Source organism: Gimesia sp. (assembly GCF_040219335.1).
GTDB lineage: Bacteria > Planctomycetota > Planctomycetia > Planctomycetales > Planctomycetaceae > Gimesia.
On the sequence record NZ_JAVJSQ010000026.1, the window covers coordinates 52,556 to 73,507 of the forward strand.

General features: G+C 53.2%; 14 protein-coding genes and 1 tRNA gene. 5 read left to right on the top strand and 10 right to left on the bottom strand.

Annotated elements, in window-relative coordinates:
* Positions 1–27 precede the first annotated feature (27 nt).
* Positions 28–1,368, top strand: a complete 1,341-nt coding sequence (locus tag RID21_RS20220; RefSeq protein ID WP_350191991.1) for a replication-associated recombination protein A — start codon at positions 28–30, stop codon at positions 1,366–1,368.
* Between the two features lie 44 nt (positions 1,369–1,412).
* Here RID21_RS20220 and RID21_RS20225 read toward each other — a convergent pair whose 3' ends face one another.
* The 4 genes from RID21_RS20225 to RID21_RS20240 all read right to left on the bottom strand — a co-directional run bounded on the left by RID21_RS20225 (position 1,413) and on the right by RID21_RS20240 (position 5,792).
* The gene (locus RID21_RS20225) at positions 1,413–2,057 is read right to left on the bottom strand and encodes a hypothetical protein (protein WP_145043104.1); all 645 of its coding nucleotides are present in this window, start codon (positions 2,055–2,057) and stop codon (positions 1,413–1,415) included.
* Between the two features lie 376 nt (positions 2,058–2,433).
* A complete protein-coding gene (locus RID21_RS20230) occupies positions 2,434–3,549 on the bottom strand; it encodes a tRNA-queuosine alpha-mannosyltransferase domain-containing protein (RefSeq protein WP_350191993.1) in 1,116 nt (371 codons plus the stop codon).
* A complete protein-coding gene (locus RID21_RS20235; RefSeq protein WP_350191995.1) occupies positions 3,549–5,288 on the bottom strand; it encodes a SulP family inorganic anion transporter in 1,740 nt (579 codons plus the stop codon). Before RID21_RS20235 ends, RID21_RS20230 begins: the two co-directional genes overlap by 1 nt.
* A 198-nt stretch (positions 5,289–5,486) precedes the next feature.
* Positions 5,487–5,792: a hypothetical protein gene (locus tag RID21_RS20240; RefSeq protein ID WP_350191997.1), complete on the bottom strand. Its 306-nt coding sequence runs from the start codon at positions 5,790–5,792 to the stop codon at positions 5,487–5,489.
* Between the two features lie 370 nt (positions 5,793–6,162).
* On the opposite strand from RID21_RS20240, the gene RID21_RS20245 reads away from it, so the two are divergent.
* From RID21_RS20245 to RID21_RS20255, 3 genes are read left to right on the top strand one after another with little or no spacing between them, the layout of a single operon-like run.
* Complete coding sequence (locus RID21_RS20245; RefSeq protein ID WP_350191999.1) at positions 6,163–9,891, top strand: S8 family serine peptidase; 3,729 nt, start codon at positions 6,163–6,165, stop codon at positions 9,889–9,891.
* 42 nt (positions 9,892–9,933) lie between these two features.
* Positions 9,934–10,329, top strand: coding sequence for a thioesterase family protein (locus RID21_RS20250; RefSeq protein ID WP_350192001.1), 396 nt, complete (start codon positions 9,934–9,936; stop codon positions 10,327–10,329).
* A 20-nt stretch (positions 10,330–10,349) separates the two neighbouring features.
* Positions 10,350–10,658: a putative quinol monooxygenase gene (locus tag RID21_RS20255; protein WP_155365763.1), complete on the top strand. Its 309-nt coding sequence runs from the start codon at positions 10,350–10,352 to the stop codon at positions 10,656–10,658.
* Between the two features lie 6 nt (positions 10,659–10,664).
* Here RID21_RS20255 and RID21_RS20260 read toward each other — a convergent pair whose 3' ends face one another.
* The 5 genes from RID21_RS20260 to RID21_RS20280 all read right to left on the bottom strand — a co-directional run bounded on the left by RID21_RS20260 (position 10,665) and on the right by RID21_RS20280 (position 19,099).
* Positions 10,665–13,802 carry a tetratricopeptide repeat protein gene (locus RID21_RS20260; RefSeq protein WP_350192003.1) on the bottom strand — a complete coding sequence of 1,046 codons (3,138 nt, stop codon included), beginning with the start codon at positions 13,800–13,802 and terminating at the stop codon, positions 10,665–10,667.
* Positions 13,803–14,110: 308 nt separating this feature from the next.
* Positions 14,111–15,391 carry a serine--tRNA ligase gene (gene serS / locus RID21_RS20265; protein WP_350192005.1) on the bottom strand — a complete coding sequence of 427 codons (1,281 nt, stop codon included), beginning with the start codon at positions 15,389–15,391 and terminating at the stop codon, positions 14,111–14,113.
* Between the two features lie 227 nt (positions 15,392–15,618).
* On the bottom strand, positions 15,619–17,364 hold the full coding sequence (locus tag RID21_RS20270; protein WP_350192007.1) for an amidohydrolase: 1,746 nt from the start codon (positions 17,362–17,364) through the stop codon (positions 15,619–15,621).
* Positions 17,365–17,638: 274 nt separating this feature from the next.
* Entirely contained in the window at positions 17,639–17,848 is a 210-nt protein-coding gene (locus tag RID21_RS20275; RefSeq protein WP_145043124.1) for a hypothetical protein, read from the bottom strand.
* 273 nt (positions 17,849–18,121) lie between these two features.
* Positions 18,122–19,099: an NAD-dependent epimerase/dehydratase family protein gene (locus RID21_RS20280; RefSeq protein WP_350192009.1), complete on the bottom strand. Its 978-nt coding sequence runs from the start codon at positions 19,097–19,099 to the stop codon at positions 18,122–18,124.
* A 185-nt stretch (positions 19,100–19,284) separates the two neighbouring features.
* On the opposite strand from RID21_RS20280, the gene RID21_RS20285 reads away from it, so the two are divergent.
* Positions 19,285–19,358 (top strand) — tRNA-Val (locus tag RID21_RS20285).
* A 130-nt stretch (positions 19,359–19,488) separates the two neighbouring features.
* Here the strand turns inward: RID21_RS20285 and RID21_RS20290 are convergent.
* On the bottom strand, positions 19,489–20,952 hold the full coding sequence (locus RID21_RS20290) for a DUF1501 domain-containing protein (protein WP_350192011.1): 1,464 nt from the start codon (positions 20,950–20,952) through the stop codon (positions 19,489–19,491).

A 20,952-nucleotide genomic window follows, 5' to 3' on the forward strand; every position in this document is an offset into this window, starting at 1 on the left:
ACGAATCACTTGGCGGAGGTTTTTTACATGGGCTTGTTCGATCAGCAGGAATCGCAGCACCTCGAAAAGGCGAAACCGCTGGCAGCCCGCATGCGTCCGCGCTCCCTGGAAGAGTTTGTCGGACAGCAGCATTTTCTGGGCGAGGGAAAACTTCTGCGACGCATCCTCGCCGCCGACCGGATTGGCTCGCTCATCTTCTTCGGCTCCCCCGGCACCGGTAAAACCTCTCTCGCAGAATTAATTGCCCGTCAATCCAACCGCCGCTTTGAAGCACTGAATGCCGCCTCTGCTGGCATCAAGGAAGTCCGGGCCGCCCTGGACCGGGCCCGCGATGAACTGGCCTCGGGGGGCAAGCAGACCATTCTCTTCATTGATGAGCTACATCACTTCAGCAAAGTTCAGCAGGACGTCTTGTTACCGGATGTGGAATCGGGGGTTGTCTCCCTGATCGGTGCGACGACTTCGAACCCGTTTTTCTCGCTCGTCTCGGCTCTCATCAGTCGCAGTCAGATCTTTGAATTCCAGGCACTGACAGCAGACGAAATCCGTACGCTGATGCACCGGGCCCTGCAGGATGAAAAACGGGGACTGGCCCGCTACAGCGTTGAAGTCGAAGCCGAGGCTCTCGACTTTCTGATTGAAGTCTGCGATGGAGATGCCCGACGCTCTCTGAATGCACTGGAAATCGGGGTCCTCTCCCTCTACGGTCAGGATCGAGTATTCGATCTGGAAGTCGCCCAGGAATCGATTCAGAAAAAAGCGATTCAATACGACCAGGATGGCGATGCTCACTATGATTCCGCTTCTGCCTTGATTAAAAGTATGCGCGGCAGTGATCCGGACGCCGCCCTGTACTGGCTGGCCCGTATGATTGAAGCGGGCGAAGACCCGCGTTTCCTGGCCCGCCGCATCGTGATCGCTGCCTCGGAAGACGTAGGCAATGCAGACCCGATGGCACTCCTGATCGCGAATTCCGCCTTTGCGGCGGTCGAGAAGATCGGCATGCCCGAAGGTCGGATCCTGCTGGCACAGGCGGTGACCTATATTGCCACTGCACCGAAATCGAATGCTTCCTATGTCGCCATTGATGAAGCACTCTCTGATGTGCGAAACAAGTCCCTGCTGCCTGTCCCCGTGCATTTGAAAGACACGCATTACCGCGGGGCCAGTCAACTGGGACACGGCGAAGGTTACCAGTACGCCCATGCTTCAGAAGAGGGCTGGGTCGACCAGGATTACCTGGGCGTGGAACGCGAATACTATCGCCCCGTCGAGCGCGGCTTTGAAGCCACAATCCGCAAGCGGCTGGAGGTCTTCAAGGAACGGCGCGAAAAAAAATCAGGAACGGATGATAACAACCGTTCCTGATCCCCCTCGTTGCATCTCGTCAGTCAAAGCCGGACCGTGCTGATTCAGCACAGTGGCTGCTGTTTCAGACCGACGATTGTGATCGCCCGGGCGACTTCCCGTTCCTGCAGCAACCCTTCCAGGTTGGGCATGAAGTCAACCGACATGTACCATTGCATCAACACGTCGAACATGGGTTCAATTTCTTCTTCCTGAATCCCAAATTCTTCTTTCATCGGCAGAGCCTCTTCAGGAGACATGTCCTGGAACTGGCTGATCAGCAGAAAATCGCCTTCGTTAGACAGATTCAGGTGCAGATTGCGAACTTCCGATGAAAGGAAATGATCAATGGCGATATGCACGTCAAGTGGTCCCCCCTCAAGGTAACGACGTGCTTCGTCAGGTTGTTCGTCGATGATGCGGGCAGCCGTTTCACAGACTGCGTATACAACGCTTTCATCAACGAGGTCGCCTTCCACGTTTTCACTGGCCAGATGCTTGGCCCAGGTGACTGACAGCAGATCCAGTTGCACGTGTGGCGGCACACTTCTCAGGAACGGGACCTCAGTCAGATATCCGAATGATTCGAACGGATCGTCTCCAACCTGCTTTGCCAGAGCAATGCGTTCCAGAGTGTCCATGAATGCAATCCGGAAGGCGATGTAGCTCAGAAAAGTCTGTGGCAGGATGTCTTTTGAAATTGTAAGCATGATGATAATCGCTTGGCAAAAGTGGGTAGATCTCAGATGCTTCATACAGTCTTTAATCAAAGTTGGTGAGACCGTCATGAAATCAGAATCACGCGGTCACTGACAGGTATTACTTTGCCAGAGCAGTATCCCAAACACAATAAAAAAGTTTTCAATTTACAGCGAAAAACGCTGGATTGATTCAAGTGCATGACTCTCTGTCAGTACTATAAAACAGGGCCCAATTTACTCATCAAGCCTGATTTCATGCATCTCGCGTAACCGGTATTCTGGCTCCGATTGTTATAACCGTTACAGTCCTCTGGAACGGCTACCAGTTATACATATCAGCACAATTTTGAAGCGGGTTTATACCGGTTATGACTTCAGATGTGATTCAGAGACGAGGCCTGCGACAGCACTCGGCAACACTTTCATCCAGCGTCCGGGCAACGGGCTCCCAATGATAGCGAAGACAGATTTTTTTCAGCCGCTCCCACATGTCTGTGTTTACCAGGTCCGATTGCAGCAGTTGTGAATACTCCACGACCTTCTCAACCAGAACTGCAGTCGAACCGTCATAGAAACATTCGGGAGCCTCAGCAAATATCTCAGGGTAAGAGAGACGGTCCGGCAGCACAGGCAGACAACCGGCTTCGACCGCTTCCAGGATCGAAATCCCGAAGAATTCATGCCAGGCGGTTGAGATCACAATATCCGACGCCTGCAGGGCACGCTGATAGTCGGATCGAGTTTCGAGAAAGCCCCAATGATCGATCCGGTCTGCAAATTGTGATTTCAATTCCAGAAAGCAGTCGGGGATTTCCGGAGTGGACTGGCCCAGTACGCTCAGTCGGAAATCAACACCATGCGCATCCAGTTGCGTTATCGCGTCACAGAACTGCTCCGGATTCTTATCATATTCCCAGCGGGCCACCCACAGAATCTGAAGCAAACCAGACTTTCGTTTCCGGGTATTTTCTGTCAGCGATGAGATTCCCGGAGGTCGCACGGACGACTTTTGCTGCAGTGGTTTCAGCACGTCTACCGAAGCATAGTCCGGCATATGTTGCAGGAACTCAGCGGAACCCTGAAAAAACTCCCGTCGATGAAAATCGGAATTGAACCAGAGTGCGTCCGCGGAAATAGCGGATTTCAGATTGATAAATCCGTAGGTCAGATCACGAACTTCGTTTTCAGGAACCGGATACGTCCACTGGTTCTCATGAAAATAGACGATGCGGGGCAAGTCCGTAATCTCTTTACGGACCAGCCCCAGAAACGTCGTCAGATCGAACATGTCGGTCACAAACAGCACATCCCAGCGGGCGCCGGATGCGAAGCGCTGCTCAACCTCGGTAGCGAGGGTTAAAGCAGCGTGCTGCATTCTCCACTTCCAGTGCCGCGGAGGTAATGTCAGGACAGTGAATTCATGGCAACTATGCGAGACCCAATGCTGCAGGAAATCACGATGACTCCCACCATGATACGCATTGATTGCCAGTATTCGCATTAAACCCTGCTTACGTCTTCGTACTCAAGCTGATGTTCTGTGTTCGACTGCCGGCTTTCCAGTTCCTGAATCCGCAGAATGGCGTCATTGAAGGTCGCCAGGCAGTTCTCTTCAGACACCTTTTCGATGACCTTCAAGCGGTTCAAGGTTCGCTCCACCTGGGGGCGTAAACCGGTAAAGAACACGGTTGCCCCCTGGTCATGCGCTTTGTCGATGATATCTTCCAGGAGATACGCCCCCGACATATCCACCATGGGCACCCGTGCCATGCGGACGATCAGATACTTGTAATCGACCAGCGCTGAGGAAGTCCGGTAGATTGTATCAGAAACACCAAAGAACAGCGGACCATCCAGTCGCAGTTTGAGAACTTTTTCTTTGAGGTCCTCCGGCATGGAGACATCAGCGGGCAGTGGCCGGCTGATTTCATTCAGATTGACCACATTCTGCTCATATGCTTGCCCCAGTTCCTGCACAATCCGCACAAAAGCGATCGTAATACCGACTCCCATCGCCACGAGCAGGTCGACCGAGATCGTCAGAATCAAAACTGCCCAGAAGCAGATCGAATCCGTAAACGGCATACGATGCAGGACCGGCAGCACCCGGTAGTCAATAATATCCATGCCGACTTTCAACAGGATTCCTGCCAGACAGGCCATGGGGATGTAACTGGCATAAGGCGCCAGCCCGAGCATGAGTGCCAGCAGCACCAGGCCATGCGTGATCGAAGCCAGGCCGGTCTTTCCGCCACACTTGATATTCGCCACGGTCCGCATGGTAGCGGTTGCAGTGGTCACGCCCCCGACAATCCCGCAGCCCATGTTGGCAATTCCCTGACCGAAGATTTCCCGGTCGCTGTTATGCCGTTCGTTGGTCATATTATCTGCCACCAGACAGGTCAGCAGCGAGTCAAAAATACACAGTCCGGCCAGAGCGAACGCGCCGCCGACCATATCACCAAAACGGGAGAAATCGGGCCAGTAGAGATGAGGCACGCCTACCGGCATCGAAGCGATATATTCTATGTCCTTGAATTGCAGCAGATGCGCAAGGCTGGTTCCCACGATCAGCCCCATCAACGGGGCAGGCAGCCACTGTTTCTTAGTCAGTCGCGGCCAGATGAGAATCGTCGCAAATGTCGCCAGGGACACAATCAGGGCATGCGGCTTTTCGTGCATGATGTCATACGGAATCTGTTTGATGGCACTCATCACGGAATTGGGAGTAGCAAAACCGAGCATGGGTGGAATCTCAAGCAGGATGATGATCACGCCGATCCCGCACATGAATCCGGAGACAACCGAATAAGGAGTGTAATAAATAAACCGTCCAATCTTCATCAATGCCAGAGCAACACAAATCAGACCGCTCAGAAAGACCATTGACATCGCAAAGACAATATCGGGTTCTCCACTGGCCAGTTTGGTTGCCGCGATAATCGCAGCCAGCTGAACGACTTTGGGCCCCGTTGGACCACTGACTCCGGTGTTGGATCCACCGAAGATACCGACCAGAATCCCGCCGCAGATTGCGGCCCACATCCCGGCTTCCGCGCCCAGCCCGGAAGCGACCCCGAACGCCAGCGCCAGCGGCATCGCGATAACCGCCACCGTGATCCCCGCCAGAATGTCGTTGGGGACGTTGGTGTGCATCACTTTAATATTATGCCAGGGGTTAAATTCGTTGAGATAGCTTTTAAGGTTGAACCTGGATTGATCGTATTGATTTTGCGACATTGAATGAATCCATGACCGATAGACCTGAATCATTACAGCTCAGGCGGAGTGAACTTGAAGATATCCTCTATCCCGGGAACAACAACCAGACTGGTTATGTACCAAAACGGAATTGATTGCGCGCAGCAGACTCAACATTGGGACACAGGAGTAACTTTAGTGAGCGCGACGGAGAATATCGAAAAAACAGGCGTGAACTCAGCTAAGCGCTGGCGGCCCCCGCGAAACATGAGTTTCGTCTCGATCGGATTCGTTGATGTGAAATTCAACATCAAAGAGGGGTGAGCACAAGTGGGAAACTTCAATGAGCAGTTCCACATCCTGGATCAGCGGTTCTTCTTCACCGGATTCTTCGTTTTCTTCAAACTCAAATTCAGAGCAGAACCAGTCCTGATTCTCACCTTCAGACTGCACAAGAGCAGGTCCGCCCAGAAACAATACGATGTCGAGTGCAACAATGGCACAGCAGAGAAACATCAGGGCGTGGCGGGCAGTCTGAAACATGCATCAAAGGTATTTTACCCGATTCGATTTGTCAATTATTTCTTGACAAATTTATCTGAATTCAGGGAAGCCCCCGCAGGGTAATAAAGTTCAGAATTTAACCCTAAGTGCTTTGCGAGTCATGATTAAATCACATTTTCCTCGGTCTGTGGTATTCACATTCACCTCTTATCATGTGAGAATATGAATAACTTCAACAAAATGTAACCTATATTAAAGTGTGGTCTTATAGAGAAAGCTTAACGATCATGCTTAATTAAGTGTGATCCGGGAGCCCGATAACTCGACACGACCCACCTGCCCGCTGAATTCCAAAACATAATCATTTTACAGGACCTAGTGTCCTGATGCTCGAAAGCTTGAGGGACGGATGAACTTTTTCAATTTATCTCGATTGTCGAAATACACCCTGATCCTGACCATCATGGCCGCTGGTTTCAACCAGTTTGCTGCCCCGGCTGACGCCCAGCTGAAAGAAGAACTCTGCGACTGCTCGCCGGAGTTGACTGTATTGCTGCGGGTAAACGACGTCCGACGCACCGCAGATCTGGTCAAGAAAGCGGGTGGAAAAATTGTCTACGACCCTAACCTGGGAATCGGCAATGATATCCCCTTCCTGGTGGTCAACCTCCCCCCGAGCAAATTGAACGACAAGAAGTTTATTGATTCTCTGAAGCTCCCCTCAGGAGTCATGGAAGAGATTCTGCCTCATAAAAACACACCTCAGGGTGTACTGGAACCAACGTCGGAACAGCCCAAGGTCCCTGAACTGCAGGAAGTCCCTGAAGCCGACTTCGATTCCCTCTATGTCCCGCTGGACGACATCAAAGTCCCCGCACTGCGGAAACGCGTCGCCGGTAAAGGTCTGGGCGAGGGTACGATTGTAGCGATCATTGATACCGGCATCGATACGAGCCACCCCGTCTTTCAGGATCGCGTGATCTTCTGGGATGATGCCACCCGCGAAGGTCGTTCTCCCCTGAACCGCGTCCGTCAACTGGATGGCAAATTTGAAATCGCAGACCGTAAATTCGTCGCCCTGCCGGAGCTGATCAAAGAAAATGAAACGGTCTTCTTCGGTTATATTGATGAAAAGAAGCTCGGTTTTCAGCAGGGAGACCTCTGGACTACCCTGGGTCGTGAAGGGGTTGATATCAACCGTAACGGCACCAAGGATGACAAAATGCTGGTTGTTGTCGGAATGATCCCTAACCCCATCCTGAAAAAAATCGAAGAGGAAAAGAAGGCAGAAGCAGAAAAACGAGCCAAAGACCCCGAAGCCCCCGCGGTCGCCCGTAAGCCGGATCCGACCATCCATGACCTACCCAAAGAGTACGCACTGGCATTCGTCGACGTGGACATGGACGGCAAATTCACTGGGGAAGAAGCAAAAACAGCAATTATCGATTTCAACACCGCCCGTAAAATGCAGAAAGACGGGTTGAAAGTGCCTTACCAGAGTATGCTGGAATTTCCGTCACGTACGAAACGGATCGCCTATCCGCTGTTATTCCGTCCTGATTCCAAAAAGCAGATCACTGAAATTACCGTGGCCTTCGATCAGCAGTCACACGGAACCCATGTGGCCGGTATCGTTGCCGGTAGCGGACTCCAGATTGAAGGAGCCGCCCCAAAAGCAGAACTGATGGCAATCAAGGTCTGTTCGGGACGCAGTTGTACCGACCAGGCAATCCTGCGGGGCATCATCTCGGCCTTCTTTAATCCACAAGGGTATGTCCCCGACGTGGTCAACATTTCCCTGGGTAGTCATGAAGGTTATCTGAAGCGTCCCTTGAGCATCCTGTTGCAGGACCTCTCGGCGAAATTCGGAACCACCTTCTTTGTATCCGCCTCAAATGATGGCCCCGGCTATCGTACGATTAACGGTCTGGGAGGCTCCAGCCCTGCTGTATTTGTGGGTGCCCATGTGTCGGCCAACACTCTGATGGAACATTATCGCCTGGCCGATGGTGTCAAAGCGCCCGAACACGGTCTGCTTTACTTTTCCTCATTAGGACCTTCCTACACAGGTGAAATGCGACCTAACGTCGTAGCCCCTGGTTCAGCCCTGTCTTCGACACCGTTGAACTCGGATGGTTCCAGCATGTTCAACGGGACCAGTATGTCGTCTCCCATTGCCGCCGGTGCCGCTGCAGCCATGCTCTCTCTGATCAAGGCTGACAAAGAATATGCAGAGGTGCTGGAACGACAGCAGAAGAAAATTGAGTCTATCCGTAAGAAATCATCTGACAGTCGCTATTCCCTGACTTCGCTTGCGTTGAGCATGCGTATCGCACTGGAAAATACAGCGCAGCGGATGACTGGATTTACTTATGCTCAGCAGGGAGCCGGCTTGATCGATATCGATAAAGCCTATACCGAATTCCTGCGACTGGCGAAAGAGACCCTGGATCCCAAGAAACAGTCTGCGGAATTCAGTATCAATCATTATTCCAAATTCAACCGTCTGTACGACCGGGCCAATAACATCGCCGCTCACAAGCGGGTCGACCTGGACTTGAATATTGACGGGGAAGTTTCCGATCAGGGAAGCCTGTTACTGAAGAACACGCCCGCCATCGTGAAGCTGGAAAAAGTTGAAATCCAGGATACCGACGGTTCCGTCGTGACTCTGGACGTCAAAAAAGACAAAGAAAAAATCCCGTTCTCAATTGCCCTGCCCGGTAAGGAAGAGGCACTGGGGAACCAGATTACCCTGGTTCTTTCCAACAGCAGTAAATCATTTTTCTACAGTACCCGTAAACGCCACCTGATGGAGCGTGGAAAAACCTACCTGGCTTACTACACCGTCACTCAGCATGGCGAACGGGAATTCAGCTTCCTGGATGTGGTTCACAAACCGATCGAACTCTCAGACCTCGAAACCGAAGTCAGCCTGCCCGGACTGGGCCTGCGTGACTCCGATCGCCAGGCTGCCTTTGTCGTTCCTCAGAAAACCATTACTGCAGGCGCCTATCACCGCTACCCGATTGCAGTCACTCGGCGGGACAGCAGTCTGACCGTCATGCTGGGCTTTGAAGCCAACAGCTCTGGTCGTCTGCTCGTGAGCGTATTCAACCCGGATGGAGACGAGATCGGCTACCGTGTGATTCAACAGACCTCGCAGTTGGGGGGGGACCGTTCTAACGCCACCCTGACCGTCTCCACCAAGGAAGAAGGCATCCACGAGGTGCTCGTGAGTACCTTCAGTGGTAACTGGTTGAACGAATCCAAATACGATCTGCTCATCGAAGCACAACGCTTCCGTGCCTCGTCCGACGAACTCTCACTGTCGACCGTCGATTCCGGCAAAGAATCAGAAAAACTGATTACCTACTCCAACTCGTCCAATCAGGTACGCAGCATGTCCGCCAGCCTGGGCAGCCTGACCCGTGTCGTTCCCCAGGATCATTTTCCAATCATGGCCAACTACCGTACGTTCCGGAAACTCGAAATTCCCGAGTGGAGACCGGAGAGTGGTGAGAGCCAGACCACAACGGTTCGACTGACCTTCCCTTCCGACGAAAAAAAAACAAAGGGCTTCAGTGGCCGTATCGATCACCGACTGTACAAAAAAGGTCCGGACGGGAAGATGGTTGAAGCCCACAAAGGTTCGTTCTACGGACGCGGAAAATCCTTCAGCAATATTCCCCGTCCCGAACCGGGCAAACCCTACGAAACGCTGTATGCCGCCGTGGATACCTACTTCACGGTTCCCTACGACGAAGGACTGAAGGACAGCCAGAGCACCATTACCCTGGAAGCTCTCTTCCCGAGTATCCCTGTCAAAATGGAAGGCTCGATCAATCTCAACATCCTGACTGTCGGACGCCCTGATGTTTACATCCTTAAGGTCACAGGTCCTCAGAAACTGATTGACGCCTCTGCTGCCAAAACGGATCCCAGCAGTTCCTCACAGGCGACACTGGAGATTCCCACCAAAATCAATGGTATCTCCAAGATCAAAGTGACCCTGCCTGTGACGGTGACCCCGGATGTCAAATCGAGTCTGGCGAAACAGATCATTCGCTCTTACATCAGTGTCTCGACCAGTGATGATCGGATCTCAGATTACATACCGATTGAAATCTCGCAGTAGTCTGCTGACTGAAAATCAGAATCGAGAAAGACAGGCAACAGCATGCAGGGGCAGCGTCCCAAAATCGGTGAGAGCAAGTCGATCACCTTTGAAGTCACTCCCGAATTGACGATCACTTTCGGCGGTGGAGATACAGAAATTTCCGTACTCTCCACCCCGTCGCTGATTTGGTTTCTGGAGCAGGCTGCGTTACAATTTCTGGAGCCCTGGCTGGAACCGGACTCTTTGAGCGTCGGCACCCATGTGGATATCGAGCATCTGGCTCCCACTCCACCAGGCGAGCAGGTGCAGTGCACCGCACGGCTCATCTATCAGGACGGTCCGGTGTATCGCTTCAATGTAGAAGCGTTTGCAGGTGGTGACAAGATCGCCAGCGGCCTGCATTCCCGCCGCATCGTACGTCTGAGCCAGTTGGCAAAACGCTTACGAAAACAATAACTCCTCCAGAAAGCAGTAACATGATTTTTGTGATCGCAGATATCGAAATCGCGGAAGGCAAACAGGCCGCCTTCCTGGAAGCCTTCCACAAGCTGGTTCCCCTGGTCCACGCGGAAGATGGTTGCATCGAATACGGACCAGCAGTGGATGAAGACACCGACATCCCGGTTCAGGTGAAGAACGGCAGTCAGATTGTGACCGTCATGGAGAAATGGGAAAGCGTCGATGCCCTCAAGGCACACCTCGCCGCTCCCCACATGCTGACCTACCGCGAACAGGTCGCAGACCTGGTCAAAGGGACCACGATCAAAGTCTTGAAGCCGGCTTAATCAGACTCAGGGTTTCGGAGCTACAAGGGGAAGTCCTACTTCCTCTGGCTCCGTCTGCCCCGCAGGTGCTTCCGGTTGTTCCGGAATCAACTTGCCCGTCAGCTGATACAGGTAAAAGCGGATCATCGGTCGATACGGCGTGTCCGGCGCGTCATCAATGATCTCCTCAAACAAAGCCCTTGCCTGCTCCGGTTGCCCCGCTTCAATTTCACAGCGGGCCATGTTCAACTTCAACGGCGTCTGCTGCTGGGCCAGTCCATACTGATAGTTGATTACCGAGACCGCATGCTGAGTGGGCCAGAAACTGTTGGTGGGAGGTTGAACCAGAGGCAGTGTCTGCAACACACCTGCAATCCGGGCCTCTTCGTGCTCTCGAATCTCCTGTCGCCAGAGATCAAAGCATCCACGGTAGTTTCCATTTCCCAGACTGGTGAATGCGGCTTGGGCCCGCCAGGGAATCTGGGGCTGATTCTGTGCATCACGCTGTAACTGCGACACCTGATTCGCGGCTGCTTCAGACTGACCGACTTCCATCAGAATCGTCGCCTGCAGATTCTGCGCGAGGGGATTCTGCTTCACATAGACCGGGTCATCCAGGTATTGCTGTGCCAGCAGGACAAATCCGTTCTGGTAAGCCTGGCTCGCCAGCTGTAACCGATCGCCGCCCTTTTCTTCCAGCTGCGCCAGTTCCTCAGAAATCTGATTGATCTGCCCTTGCAGTTTCTGAACGTGTTCTGAATAGGCACGCAGACGGGCAAAGGCTTCATCGTCCATCTGTTCCTGACCTTCTACCATTTCCAGGTAGGCTTTCAGTTCCCGATGCGCGAGATCGACTTTCCGCATATTGGAATAGATCTCAAACAGCAGCATATGAGTGGGAGCAAAGTCTGGTTCAATAATCAATGACTGGTGGTAGGCATGCAGGATCTGGAAGTAACGCATGCGGTCAATTCCGACCTGTTGTCGTTGCTGACCATTGGCGCCGGGGGGAATCAGCAGTTGTGCTTCCAGTCGCGCCAGATAACTGTAGGCACTTCCCAGGATGCGGTAGGCTTCCGCACTGTTTGGATTTTCGATCAACCCACGATTGGCCAGTTGAATCGCCAGGATTGCAAAGCTGGATGTTAATTCATGATTCCCACCTGCCTGGGACATGAGCCCCAGATAATGACGTGCGGTCTGCACATCGTTCTCCAGACTGACTGTTTGAGGCAGCAGGTAGCGACTGTAAATCGACTGCGGGCGTGCCCAGTCACTGCGAATTTCAGGAAAGTCTTTCTGTTGCTGAAATGCGAGCTCTTTGAAGTTCAGCTTATGGGATGCCAGGAATTCGACTGTCTTTTCATTTTCGGTATCGGTGCGATAAAAGACGGCTGTCGCCGCATTAAGGCTGGTCAATTGCCAGTCCGGCGTGGTCAGCAGATCGAAGAAGGTACGATAGTCCGGGTTCATTCCCGACAATCGCGGCAACACGTGTGTCACGTGATAATGATTAAAAGTGGCTTTCCAGATCTCAGGCTTACCGCTTCCCTGCTGCTCCTTACGCTCCGAGCGGAGCGCCCGGCGCGTTGTGTCGTGCAAGGCAATCAGGTCGGATTCTCCGGTTCCAGTAAACAGAGCCAGACGATTATCGACGAAGGATTTCTGATCCAGCCAGATCAACAGGTCGCCCTGCTCCAGCACGAAATGGAAAGGACGGTCATCTAGAGACTCTTCCAGGGCAGTACGATAGCCGTCAATCGTCCGACTCAGTGAAGGGCTGAGCCCCAGGCCGATGGCATGTCGTGTAACTCCCTGTCCCTGGAAACGTCCGCACACGACCAGGTAAGCCAGGGCGAAAAACGTCAGCACAGTCAGAGCGCGGCCGCCCCGTGAAAACAGCAGCTCCGACGTCTCAACACTGTATGTCTGCCGGAAGTTATCGCGATACCACAACTGGAAATTACGGTTCGCAAAGATGGCACACAACACACTTGTGACCACCAGTTCGTGACTGGCCAGTACAGAGAATCCGCAGAAGCCCAGAAAGACAAACAACTGTCCCCAGCTCATGCGCGACTGATTCAACACGAAACTCACCAGTGTCAGCAGCATCAGAATAAACGCTGCAACGGCATAATGATTGAGCGAGCTCCAGAACTGGGGAGAGGTCATCGGGAAATACCCCAACTCTTCCGGTCGCAACTGCCCCTGGAACATGGACTGCATGATGGGATAATCGACTGAGTAATAGCTCAGACCTGCCGTCAGTGAATGCCAGCCGGTCGGATTCAACAGCGTCGCAACGAGGCTGCCTCCCAGCACCATCCACAAGGCTTTGTAATCGGTATCATCATTAAGCACTGAGCGATCCAGCATCGCTGCCACGGTTTCTCCCAGGGCATATAACAACAGCAGTGCAATACCCAAGATCACACGGGAATCCATATTGGCCCAGACAAGAAACAGCGGGACCAGAGCCCAGAGTGCGCGGGGGGAATTCTGCTTCTGCCACGCCGACAGAAAATACAGGGTCAACACAACGCCCAGTATCGTAATGATCTCCGGCGTAACCGTGAGTTGTGGAAAACAGGCAATCAGAGCCAGCACCGCGAGTATCGAGCCCCACCAGGTGGAAATCTCCCGCTCACTCTGCCGGACAATGAAATAAAACGTCACTCCGACTAACAGGACTTTCAGGAGCGTTAAACCAGCCCCCCCCAGTACGCCATAGACGGCGGAGAGTGACAGGTCAAACAACCAGCCGTTGTTGTGCCAGGGACGATCAGTGGCCGTATAGGAGAAAACATCATTCGCGGGTGGCCAGAAGCCGTGGCTGGCCAGATACTGTCCCGTTTTGACATGCACCAGGGTCTGGGTATCCGTGATATAGGTCGCTGCAAACAGACAGGCAAGCAGAATCGCTGCCCAACGCAACATGAAGTCGCCCCGGATCGCTTCGTCTTCGACCAGTTCCGGGGTCAATGGTTCCCACTCGGGCAGACCTTCTTCCACAGGATCCTGGGAATTTTCCACATCAGTCTGACCAGCCTCCCCGGCGGGTGTTTCTTCCGAATCCTCTGGGCCCTGATTCTGATCAGCAGCGTGCTCGGAAGGGGCGGGAGTATTGTCTTCAAGCAAATCTTTGTCTGGTTGATCGTTCACGTAAATTCTCTGGATCTGAAACGGGAATAGAAACAAACAGCGAACCACACGCCGAGATCAGATGGGGCGGGTCTGTACAGACCCAGACTGCTTCGGACAGCACGATAATCCTGTCCGGGGATGGAATCATGTACTCGGTCTAACTTACCCTGTATTCCTGACAAATAAACCCGAAATCGGTCTAAATCCAGTAATAATCAGGATCTAAATCAGGTCCGCCCCTCTGCAGGGAGACCTTGTCCGTTTGCAAAGCCACCCTGCTTTACTACGAGTTCTGAACTGACCGCGTTTGTTCCAAAGTGGAAGATTTAACCGATCCGCTCTTTTCCGACCCAGGGACGGAGCACTTCTGGAATCAGAACGGAGCCGTCTGCCTGTTGGTTGTTTTCCAGCACCGCGATAATCGCCCGGGCAATTGAGACCGCGGTCCCGTTCAGCGTGTGAACAAATTCGGTCCCTTTCTGGCCACTGGATTTGCAGCGGGTCCCGAGTCGGCGAGACTGATAGTCGGTACAGTTCGAGGCAGAAGTTACTTCGCCGTAGTCACCGGCATCGCCTCGACCGGGCATCCAGGCCTCCAGGTCGTATTTACGATAAGCGGGTGCCCCCAGATCGCCGGTGCAGGTATCGACCACGCGATAATGCAGGCCCAGTCCCTGGAAGATCTCTTCCTCGATCCGCACGATCTCTTCATGCATCGCGTCAGAAGCTGCATTAGTCGGCTCGGTGAAAGCAAACATTTCGACCTTGGTAAACTGGTGCACGCGATAGATACCACGTGTCGCTTTACCGTGTGCGCCCGCTTCAGTTCGGAAACAGTGTGACAGCCCGGCAACTTTGCGGGGTAACGTTTCGCGATCCAGAATCTGATCTTTTTGCGAGCCCCCCAGAGTAATTTCTGCAGTCGCTACCAGACTGAGGTCGGTGTTTTCGACAGAGTAAATCTGGGTTTCATCGCCGCGGGGATTAAAGCCAATCCCTTCCAGAATCTCTTTCCGCGCCAGGTCCGGCGTGCTGTGCAGAATAAATCCTTCCTGCACCAGCTTCTGCATGGCATACTGGCAGAGGGCCATTTCCAGCAGAACCGCCTCATTTTTCAGGTAGTAGAAGCCGTGGCCCGCTACCCGCGTCCCCGCTTCGAAATCGATCAGATCATGTTTTTCCGCCAGGGCTACGTGATCCCGGGGGGTAAAGTCAAAGGCGGGTTTCTCACCCCATAACCGCACAACGGTGTTCGCCTTGTCCTCTTTCCCAATGGGGACATCCGGGTGGGCCAGGTTGGGGACCCGTGCCTGCTCGGTTCGCAGTTCGGTTTCGACTTCCCGCAGTTCGATATCGATGGCAGAAACCTGCTCGCGGAGCTCTTTGCCCTTGGCAATCAGAGACTGCTTCTCATCGTTGTCTGCGGCTTTCGGAATCTGGGAAGAGACCGATTTCTGTTCCTGACGAACCTGATCGCCCTGAACAATCAGCTCCCGGCGACGCTGATCCAGTTCGGTCAGCCGTGCCAGATCGACTTCAATTCCCCGATTACGACAATTCTCAAGAATCGCTTCCTGATTCTCGCAGATGAACTGCAAATCCAACATAAGAAATCAATTACCCCGTCAGAGTCCTGAAATAAGTCAAATTCCGATACGTACGGTCTCTCTCCTGAAATAGAGATCGCATCATATCTCATGACAAAATTATTGTCCAAGGGTAACGCTTTTTCGATCCGAAAAATGAAGATTCAGCCCGATTTAGAGTCAGTCCTCGGGACATCTCAGAACGAATATACCCGTTGTAGCGGTTTCAGAGAGCATTCCCTGACAAATCAGGTTCCACTGTCTTGCGCTGCATCGTAGACGACTTTTCCGTCCAGAACCGTCAGCAGGGGTTTGATCTGCTTGATCTCTTCCTCAGGACAGGTCAGATAGTCCCGATCCAGTACGACCAGGTCAGCCAGCTTGTCCGGTTCCAGCGTCCCCTTTTTATCCTCTTCAAAACTGATGAAGGCGGCATCGCTGGTCATGCAGCGGAGCGCCTCTTCCCGGCTCAGTTTCTGCTGAGGTCCGTAAACGTCCCCATATATATCACGCCGACTGACCGCGATATACAACGCCAGGAACGGATTAAAGGCGTTCATCGAATGATCCGGATCAAAGCCGTTCATGTGATCGCTGTTGATCGCCACAGGCACACCGGCATCCACAAACATTTTGAGACCCATGAAACGGTTCACCCACGACGGACCATAAATCTGATTGATGGCATCGGCGTCGCGATAGAACAGGTAGGTCTGAGTATCGTAACAGACACCGAGGTTGTGCGAACGCTTGACTGATTCATTCGAGGGGAAGTAGGCATGCGTGATACAGAACCGACGCCCCTTGACGGGCAGCCGCTGATTCACCTCTTCCAGAGCAGAGAGAATTTCATTCACACTCCCGTCCCCGGTCGCGTGACAACACATCTGCCAGCCCAGTTTCTGTCCCTCTTCAAAGATTTCCGCCATCAGCTCACGCGAATAAGCCAGGTCTCCCCGATAGTCGGGATCTTCGAGTACATAAAACTTGATTCGCTTTTCTCCGTAAGGTTCAGAAAGCCGGGTACTCCCCCAATGAATCCCGCCATCTACGGAGATCTTCAGCGGGCCTACGCGGACCCAGTCGTCTCCATCTCCCGTAATCAGCCCCAGTTTCTTTGTGAACTCCTGCACCGCTTCGGCACTGCGCAGCTGTTCGCGAATCGTCATCGTCATCCGCACGGTCAGCTCATTCTGCTCCTTCAACAACTCATATTCCCGATACTCGTCGACGCGCGAGCCCCGCTCCAGGATACTGGTAATCCCGACTGAATTATAAATCGCATGCAGTTTCTTTAAGGCTTCCCGCGTCGCTTCGGGAGGAACGGTTTCCCGCGGAATCAGTTTGCTGATCGCACCGCCGCCTCCTTCCATCATTAAAGGTTTGCCTGCTTCATCGAAAATGATTTTGGCTCCCGCGAGCGTGTCTCCCTCTTTGCGAATGCCGATCAATTCGAACCCGCGGGTGTTCAACACATTCTTACGGGCGATATTCATATAAACCGGATGCGTACTAGAGGCCGCATCCAGTTCTGCCGGGGTGGGTCGACGACGTTCCTTCAGCCGCGTAATATCGGTGCGGGGAACGGTGATCCAGCGTCCCGGGGGCACCTCTTTGACTTTTCCCCGGATCCAGGCCTGAATCTCTGCAACGGAATTCAATTCCTGATACGGTTGAATCAACTCTCCGCGGGCCGCTCGCAGAGCATGGACGTGTGACTCAATCAATCCGGGAATCACAGTCTTACCGTCCAGGAAGACCACCTTCGTCTGCTCCCCCTGAAAGGGCTTCATCTCAGCATTACTGCCTACCGCCAGGATTTTTCCGTCGCGAATGGCAATTGCTGCTGCGATCTTTGATTTGGAGTCGAGCGTGATGATTTTCCCGTTTTTAAAGATCAGCGTCGCTGTCTCAGCGGAGACCAGCGATGCAAACAGGCAGACAAACAGAATCAGGCAGGTGGAACGAAAGCAGTTCCGGAACAGGACAGACATAAGCACTCCAGCGGGATGAGATCAGGCGGGTTACCAGCAAGGTTCAGCCCCCATTCCATCAACGGTGACTGATCTATACAGTGTAACCGGCCTCGCGCATCAGGAGCAACAATCCCGGAACGGTTTTCAGCGTAATCCCGCACACCTTCACAGGCCGTTAAAAAACAATCTCCTGCGAGTGTTGTTCGAGATGATGGGAACCATCTGCAAACGTCACTGCAGGAGAGATATAACTGAAAATAAATGCGAGTTGCCTGACCGCTGTCACCTCAGATCAGGGATTGATCTGTCCCGGAAAGGGCTGCGGGCTTTTTACGTGGTAGCGTGCATATTCATAACGTCGATACAGCCCGGGCTGATATTCGTTGTTGCAATGCTTACCCCGGTACTGATGGTAAGAATAGAGGGGCCAGGGATACGTACTGCCTTTGGCCTGTTTTCCCCGGCTGGTTTCCTGGCACAGTTCACAAAACGAGAGAAACATCCGCCCTCCGCCTGCCTGGGCGTTCTGGACAGAAAGACCTGTTCCCCAAATCCCCAGTAGAACTGCTGATACAAATAACTTTTTCTGGAATCCGTTCATCATCTCTCCCATCCATTGGACCGCACGTTGCCAGGATATCTGCAATATTCGCCATACTACTCATCGGATCAGGAGCGCGGGCAAGATGAGAGCGTGCAGCCGGGATCGAATTCAGAGTGGATTTCCCGCTCGAATTCTACGGATGATTCCAGTTTTAACGGTTATTCCTGACGCTCAGGCCAGGCCGCGGGCCTGTTTTTTGAAGGCGATGATGTCATCCAGGATCGCATCCAGTTTCACGCTTGGTTTGCGTCCCAGTGTCTGCTCCAGTCGCCCCAGGTCGGGAATCCGGCGGCGGACATCTTCGAAGTCTTCATTATAGGCCTTGTTATAAGGCAGGTAATCGACTTTAACACTCGGGTTAACCTTAGCGATGATCGCTTCGGCCAGACCTTTGATCGAAACCGGCTCATCACCGCCGATGTTATAAACCTGTCCGGAAGCGGAATCCAGATTGGTCAGATCGACCACGCAGTCCACGATTTCGGAAACGTGTCCAAAGCAGCGGATCTGGGATCCATCATCAAAGACAACAACCGGACCGCCGTCCAATGCCTGATCGATGAAGCGGGGAATCACCATTCCGTATTGTCCCACCTGTCGGGGACCCACCACATTGAAAAAGCGGCCGATCCGCACATCCAGCCCGTATTTCTGGTGATAGGCCAAGGCCAGAAATTCGTCGATGGCCTTCGAAGCTCCATAAGCCCAGCGGGGCCGTGTCGTCGGACCGAAATGTAAATCGTCTTCTTCAGTCCAGCGTTCTTTGGGGTTTTTGCCGTAAACTTCACTGGTGGAAGCCAGGAAAAATTTCTGTCCTCCCTGCACGGCGTGTCGCAGCAGCACTTCAGTCGGATAAATATTGGTCTCAATCGTACGTACCGGGTTATCTGCGACCAGTTTCACCCCGACGGCTGCCGCCATGTGATAAATTGTGTCAACGCCCTGCACCATTTCTGCCATCAGTACGGGGTCGGTAATCGACCCGGTCCGGAAGGTAAACTGGGGATGGTCGATAATCGCATCCAGGTTTTTCAAGAACCCGGTCGAGAGATCATCTACGGCTGTAACCTGTTGTCCCTGCTGAATTAATTGTTCACAGAGGTGACTGCCAATAAAGCCGGCCCCACCGGTAACGAGGCAATGAGACATAACGAACTTCTTTCTCGAGATAAGGAAAAAACCGCAGAACGGATAAATTCGGGCCAATGTCAGCGAAGGCTTAAAACAGTTTACACGCTAGAGTTGCATTTCGCTACGAACCTGCCATAATACGTGCGTGTCATTAAGAATGACGCAACAAAAACATCGGATTTTCCGATGTATATTGAAAATCCGGGCGATTAGCTCAGTTGGCTAGAGCATCTCGTTTACACCGAGAGGGTCGGGGGTTCGAGTCCCTCATCGCCCACTTTCAGCAGGAATCTGTTGATCCAAACATAGAAAGCCCCTGTTTTACCAGTTAAAACAGGGGCTTTCTCTATTGGATGTCATCATTGCAGGATCTGAACAGCCTGTTTCACTTGAACAATGTTCAGATCTCAAGCCAGCAATCGTTGCACGACAGTCCCTTCCACATCGGTCAACCGGAAGTCGCGGCCCTGGAAGCGGTAAGTCAGTTCTTCGTGATTCAGGCCGAACAGATGTAGAATCGTGGCGTGCAGGTCGTGGACGTGGATCGGATCTTTGGCGACGCCCCAGCCGATTTCGTCGGTCTCACCGATTGTCTGGCCCCCTTTAATACCGCCTCCCGCCATCCACATGCTGAAGGAATAAGGATGATGGTCGCGGCCGGTGACTTTCTTGAAATTGACCCGATTTTCTCCCAACGGCGTGCGGCCGAATTCGCCTCCCCAGACAACCAGGGTCTCGTCCAGCAGGCCACGGCGTTTGAGATCCTTGAGCAGAGCCGCAACTGGCTGATCGGAAATTTGAGTATAACGCTCCAACCCGCTGTCGAGTGAACTGTGATGATCCCAGGTGGAGAGGAACAGCGTCACGAAACGCACGCCCCGTTCGACCATCCGCCGTGCCAGCAGACAGTTGCGGGCGTAAGAACCGAGGAAACCGGCGGTCCCACTTTTTGATGCCTCGTCACGGGTCACACCGTATTCTTCGAGTGTCGTTTTCGTCTCGCCCGAAAGATCGAGCAGTTCCGGCGCGGTCTGCTGCATGCGGAATGCGAGCTCATATGCATTGATTCGGCTGGCAATTTCCGGATTCCCCACCTGCTCGAACCGCAGACCGTTTAATTCATTGATCGCCTGCAGGCTCCGCATTTGTGCGGCGGAAGAAACCTGTTGAGGTGTCTCCAGATTCAGAACCGGGCTTCCCTGATTCCGAAAGAGTGTCCCCGCGTATTGCGACGGGAGAAAACCGCTGGACCAGCTTGAGGCACCACCCGGCAGGCCGCGTCCCAACGTCGCCAGCACCACGTAGCCTGGCAGGTTTGAGGATTCGCTCCCCAGTCCATAGTTGAGCCACGAGCCCAGTGTGGGGCGTCCCTGCAGATCGGATCCGGTGAGCATCATCAGCTGGCCGGGCAGGTGATTGAACTGCTCACAGTGCATGGAACGGATCATGGCGATGTCGTCCACGCAGGTACTCAGGTGGGGCAGCAGATCGGAAAGCTCCATGCCGCACTCACCATAACGCTTGAACGTGCGCGGGCTCCCCATCAGGCGCGCGGCCTCTTTCTGAATGAAAGCAAACTTAATGTCTTTGAGCATCGAATCGGGCATCGGCTGACCATCGAGTTCATTCAGCTTCGGCTTGGGGTCGAACAGATCCATCTGGCTCGGTCCTCCTTCCATGAACAGATAGATGCAGCGTTTGGCCTTGGGGGCAAAGTGAGCCTGCGGTGTGGAATTTTCGGAAGCGAGCAGGCCTTCCTCTTTCAGCAGTGAAGCCAGGGCCAGCGTTCCCAGACCACTGGCACCGGTGGCAAAGAACCGCCGCCGATTCAGCAGCGACTGCTCAGAATGTGACTGTGGTGGAAACGGCAT

What these genes read in the sequence shown, in the direction of transcription:
- RID21_RS20245 (WP_350191999.1), top strand. Translation starts at nt 6,163, where the DNA reads ATGAACTTTTTCAATTTATCTCGATTGTCGAAATACACCCTGATCCTG.
- RID21_RS20235 (WP_350191995.1), bottom strand. Translation starts at nt 5,288, where the DNA reads ATGTCGCAAAATCAATACGATCAATCCAGGTTCAACCTTAAAAGCTAT.
- RID21_RS20275 (WP_145043124.1), bottom strand. Translation starts at nt 17,848, where the DNA reads ATGTTTCTCTCGTTTTGTGAACTGTGCCAGGAAACCAGCCGGGGAAAA.
- RID21_RS20280 (WP_350192009.1), bottom strand. Translation starts at nt 19,099, where the DNA reads ATGTCTCATTGCCTCGTTACCGGTGGGGCCGGCTTTATTGGCAGTCAC.
- RID21_RS20250 (WP_350192001.1), top strand. Translation starts at nt 9,934, where the DNA reads ATGCAGGGGCAGCGTCCCAAAATCGGTGAGAGCAAGTCGATCACCTTT.
- RID21_RS20240 (WP_350191997.1), bottom strand. Translation starts at nt 5,792, where the DNA reads ATGTTTCAGACTGCCCGCCACGCCCTGATGTTTCTCTGCTGTGCCATT.
- serS (WP_350192005.1), bottom strand. Translation starts at nt 15,391, where the DNA reads ATGTTGGATTTGCAGTTCATCTGCGAGAATCAGGAAGCGATTCTTGAG.
- RID21_RS20290 (WP_350192011.1), bottom strand. Translation starts at nt 20,952, where the DNA reads ATGCCGTTTCCACCACAGTCACATTCTGAGCAGTCGCTGCTGAATCGG.
- RID21_RS20225 (WP_145043104.1), bottom strand. Translation starts at nt 2,057, where the DNA reads ATGCTTACAATTTCAAAAGACATCCTGCCACAGACTTTTCTGAGCTAC.
- RID21_RS20255 (WP_155365763.1), top strand. Translation starts at nt 10,350, where the DNA reads ATGATTTTTGTGATCGCAGATATCGAAATCGCGGAAGGCAAACAGGCC.
- RID21_RS20230 (WP_350191993.1), bottom strand. Translation starts at nt 3,549, where the DNA reads ATGCGAATACTGGCAATCAATGCGTATCATGGTGGGAGTCATCGTGAT.
- RID21_RS20270 (WP_350192007.1), bottom strand. Translation starts at nt 17,364, where the DNA reads ATGTCTGTCCTGTTCCGGAACTGCTTTCGTTCCACCTGCCTGATTCTG.
- RID21_RS20220 (WP_350191991.1), top strand. Translation starts at nt 28, where the DNA reads ATGGGCTTGTTCGATCAGCAGGAATCGCAGCACCTCGAAAAGGCGAAA.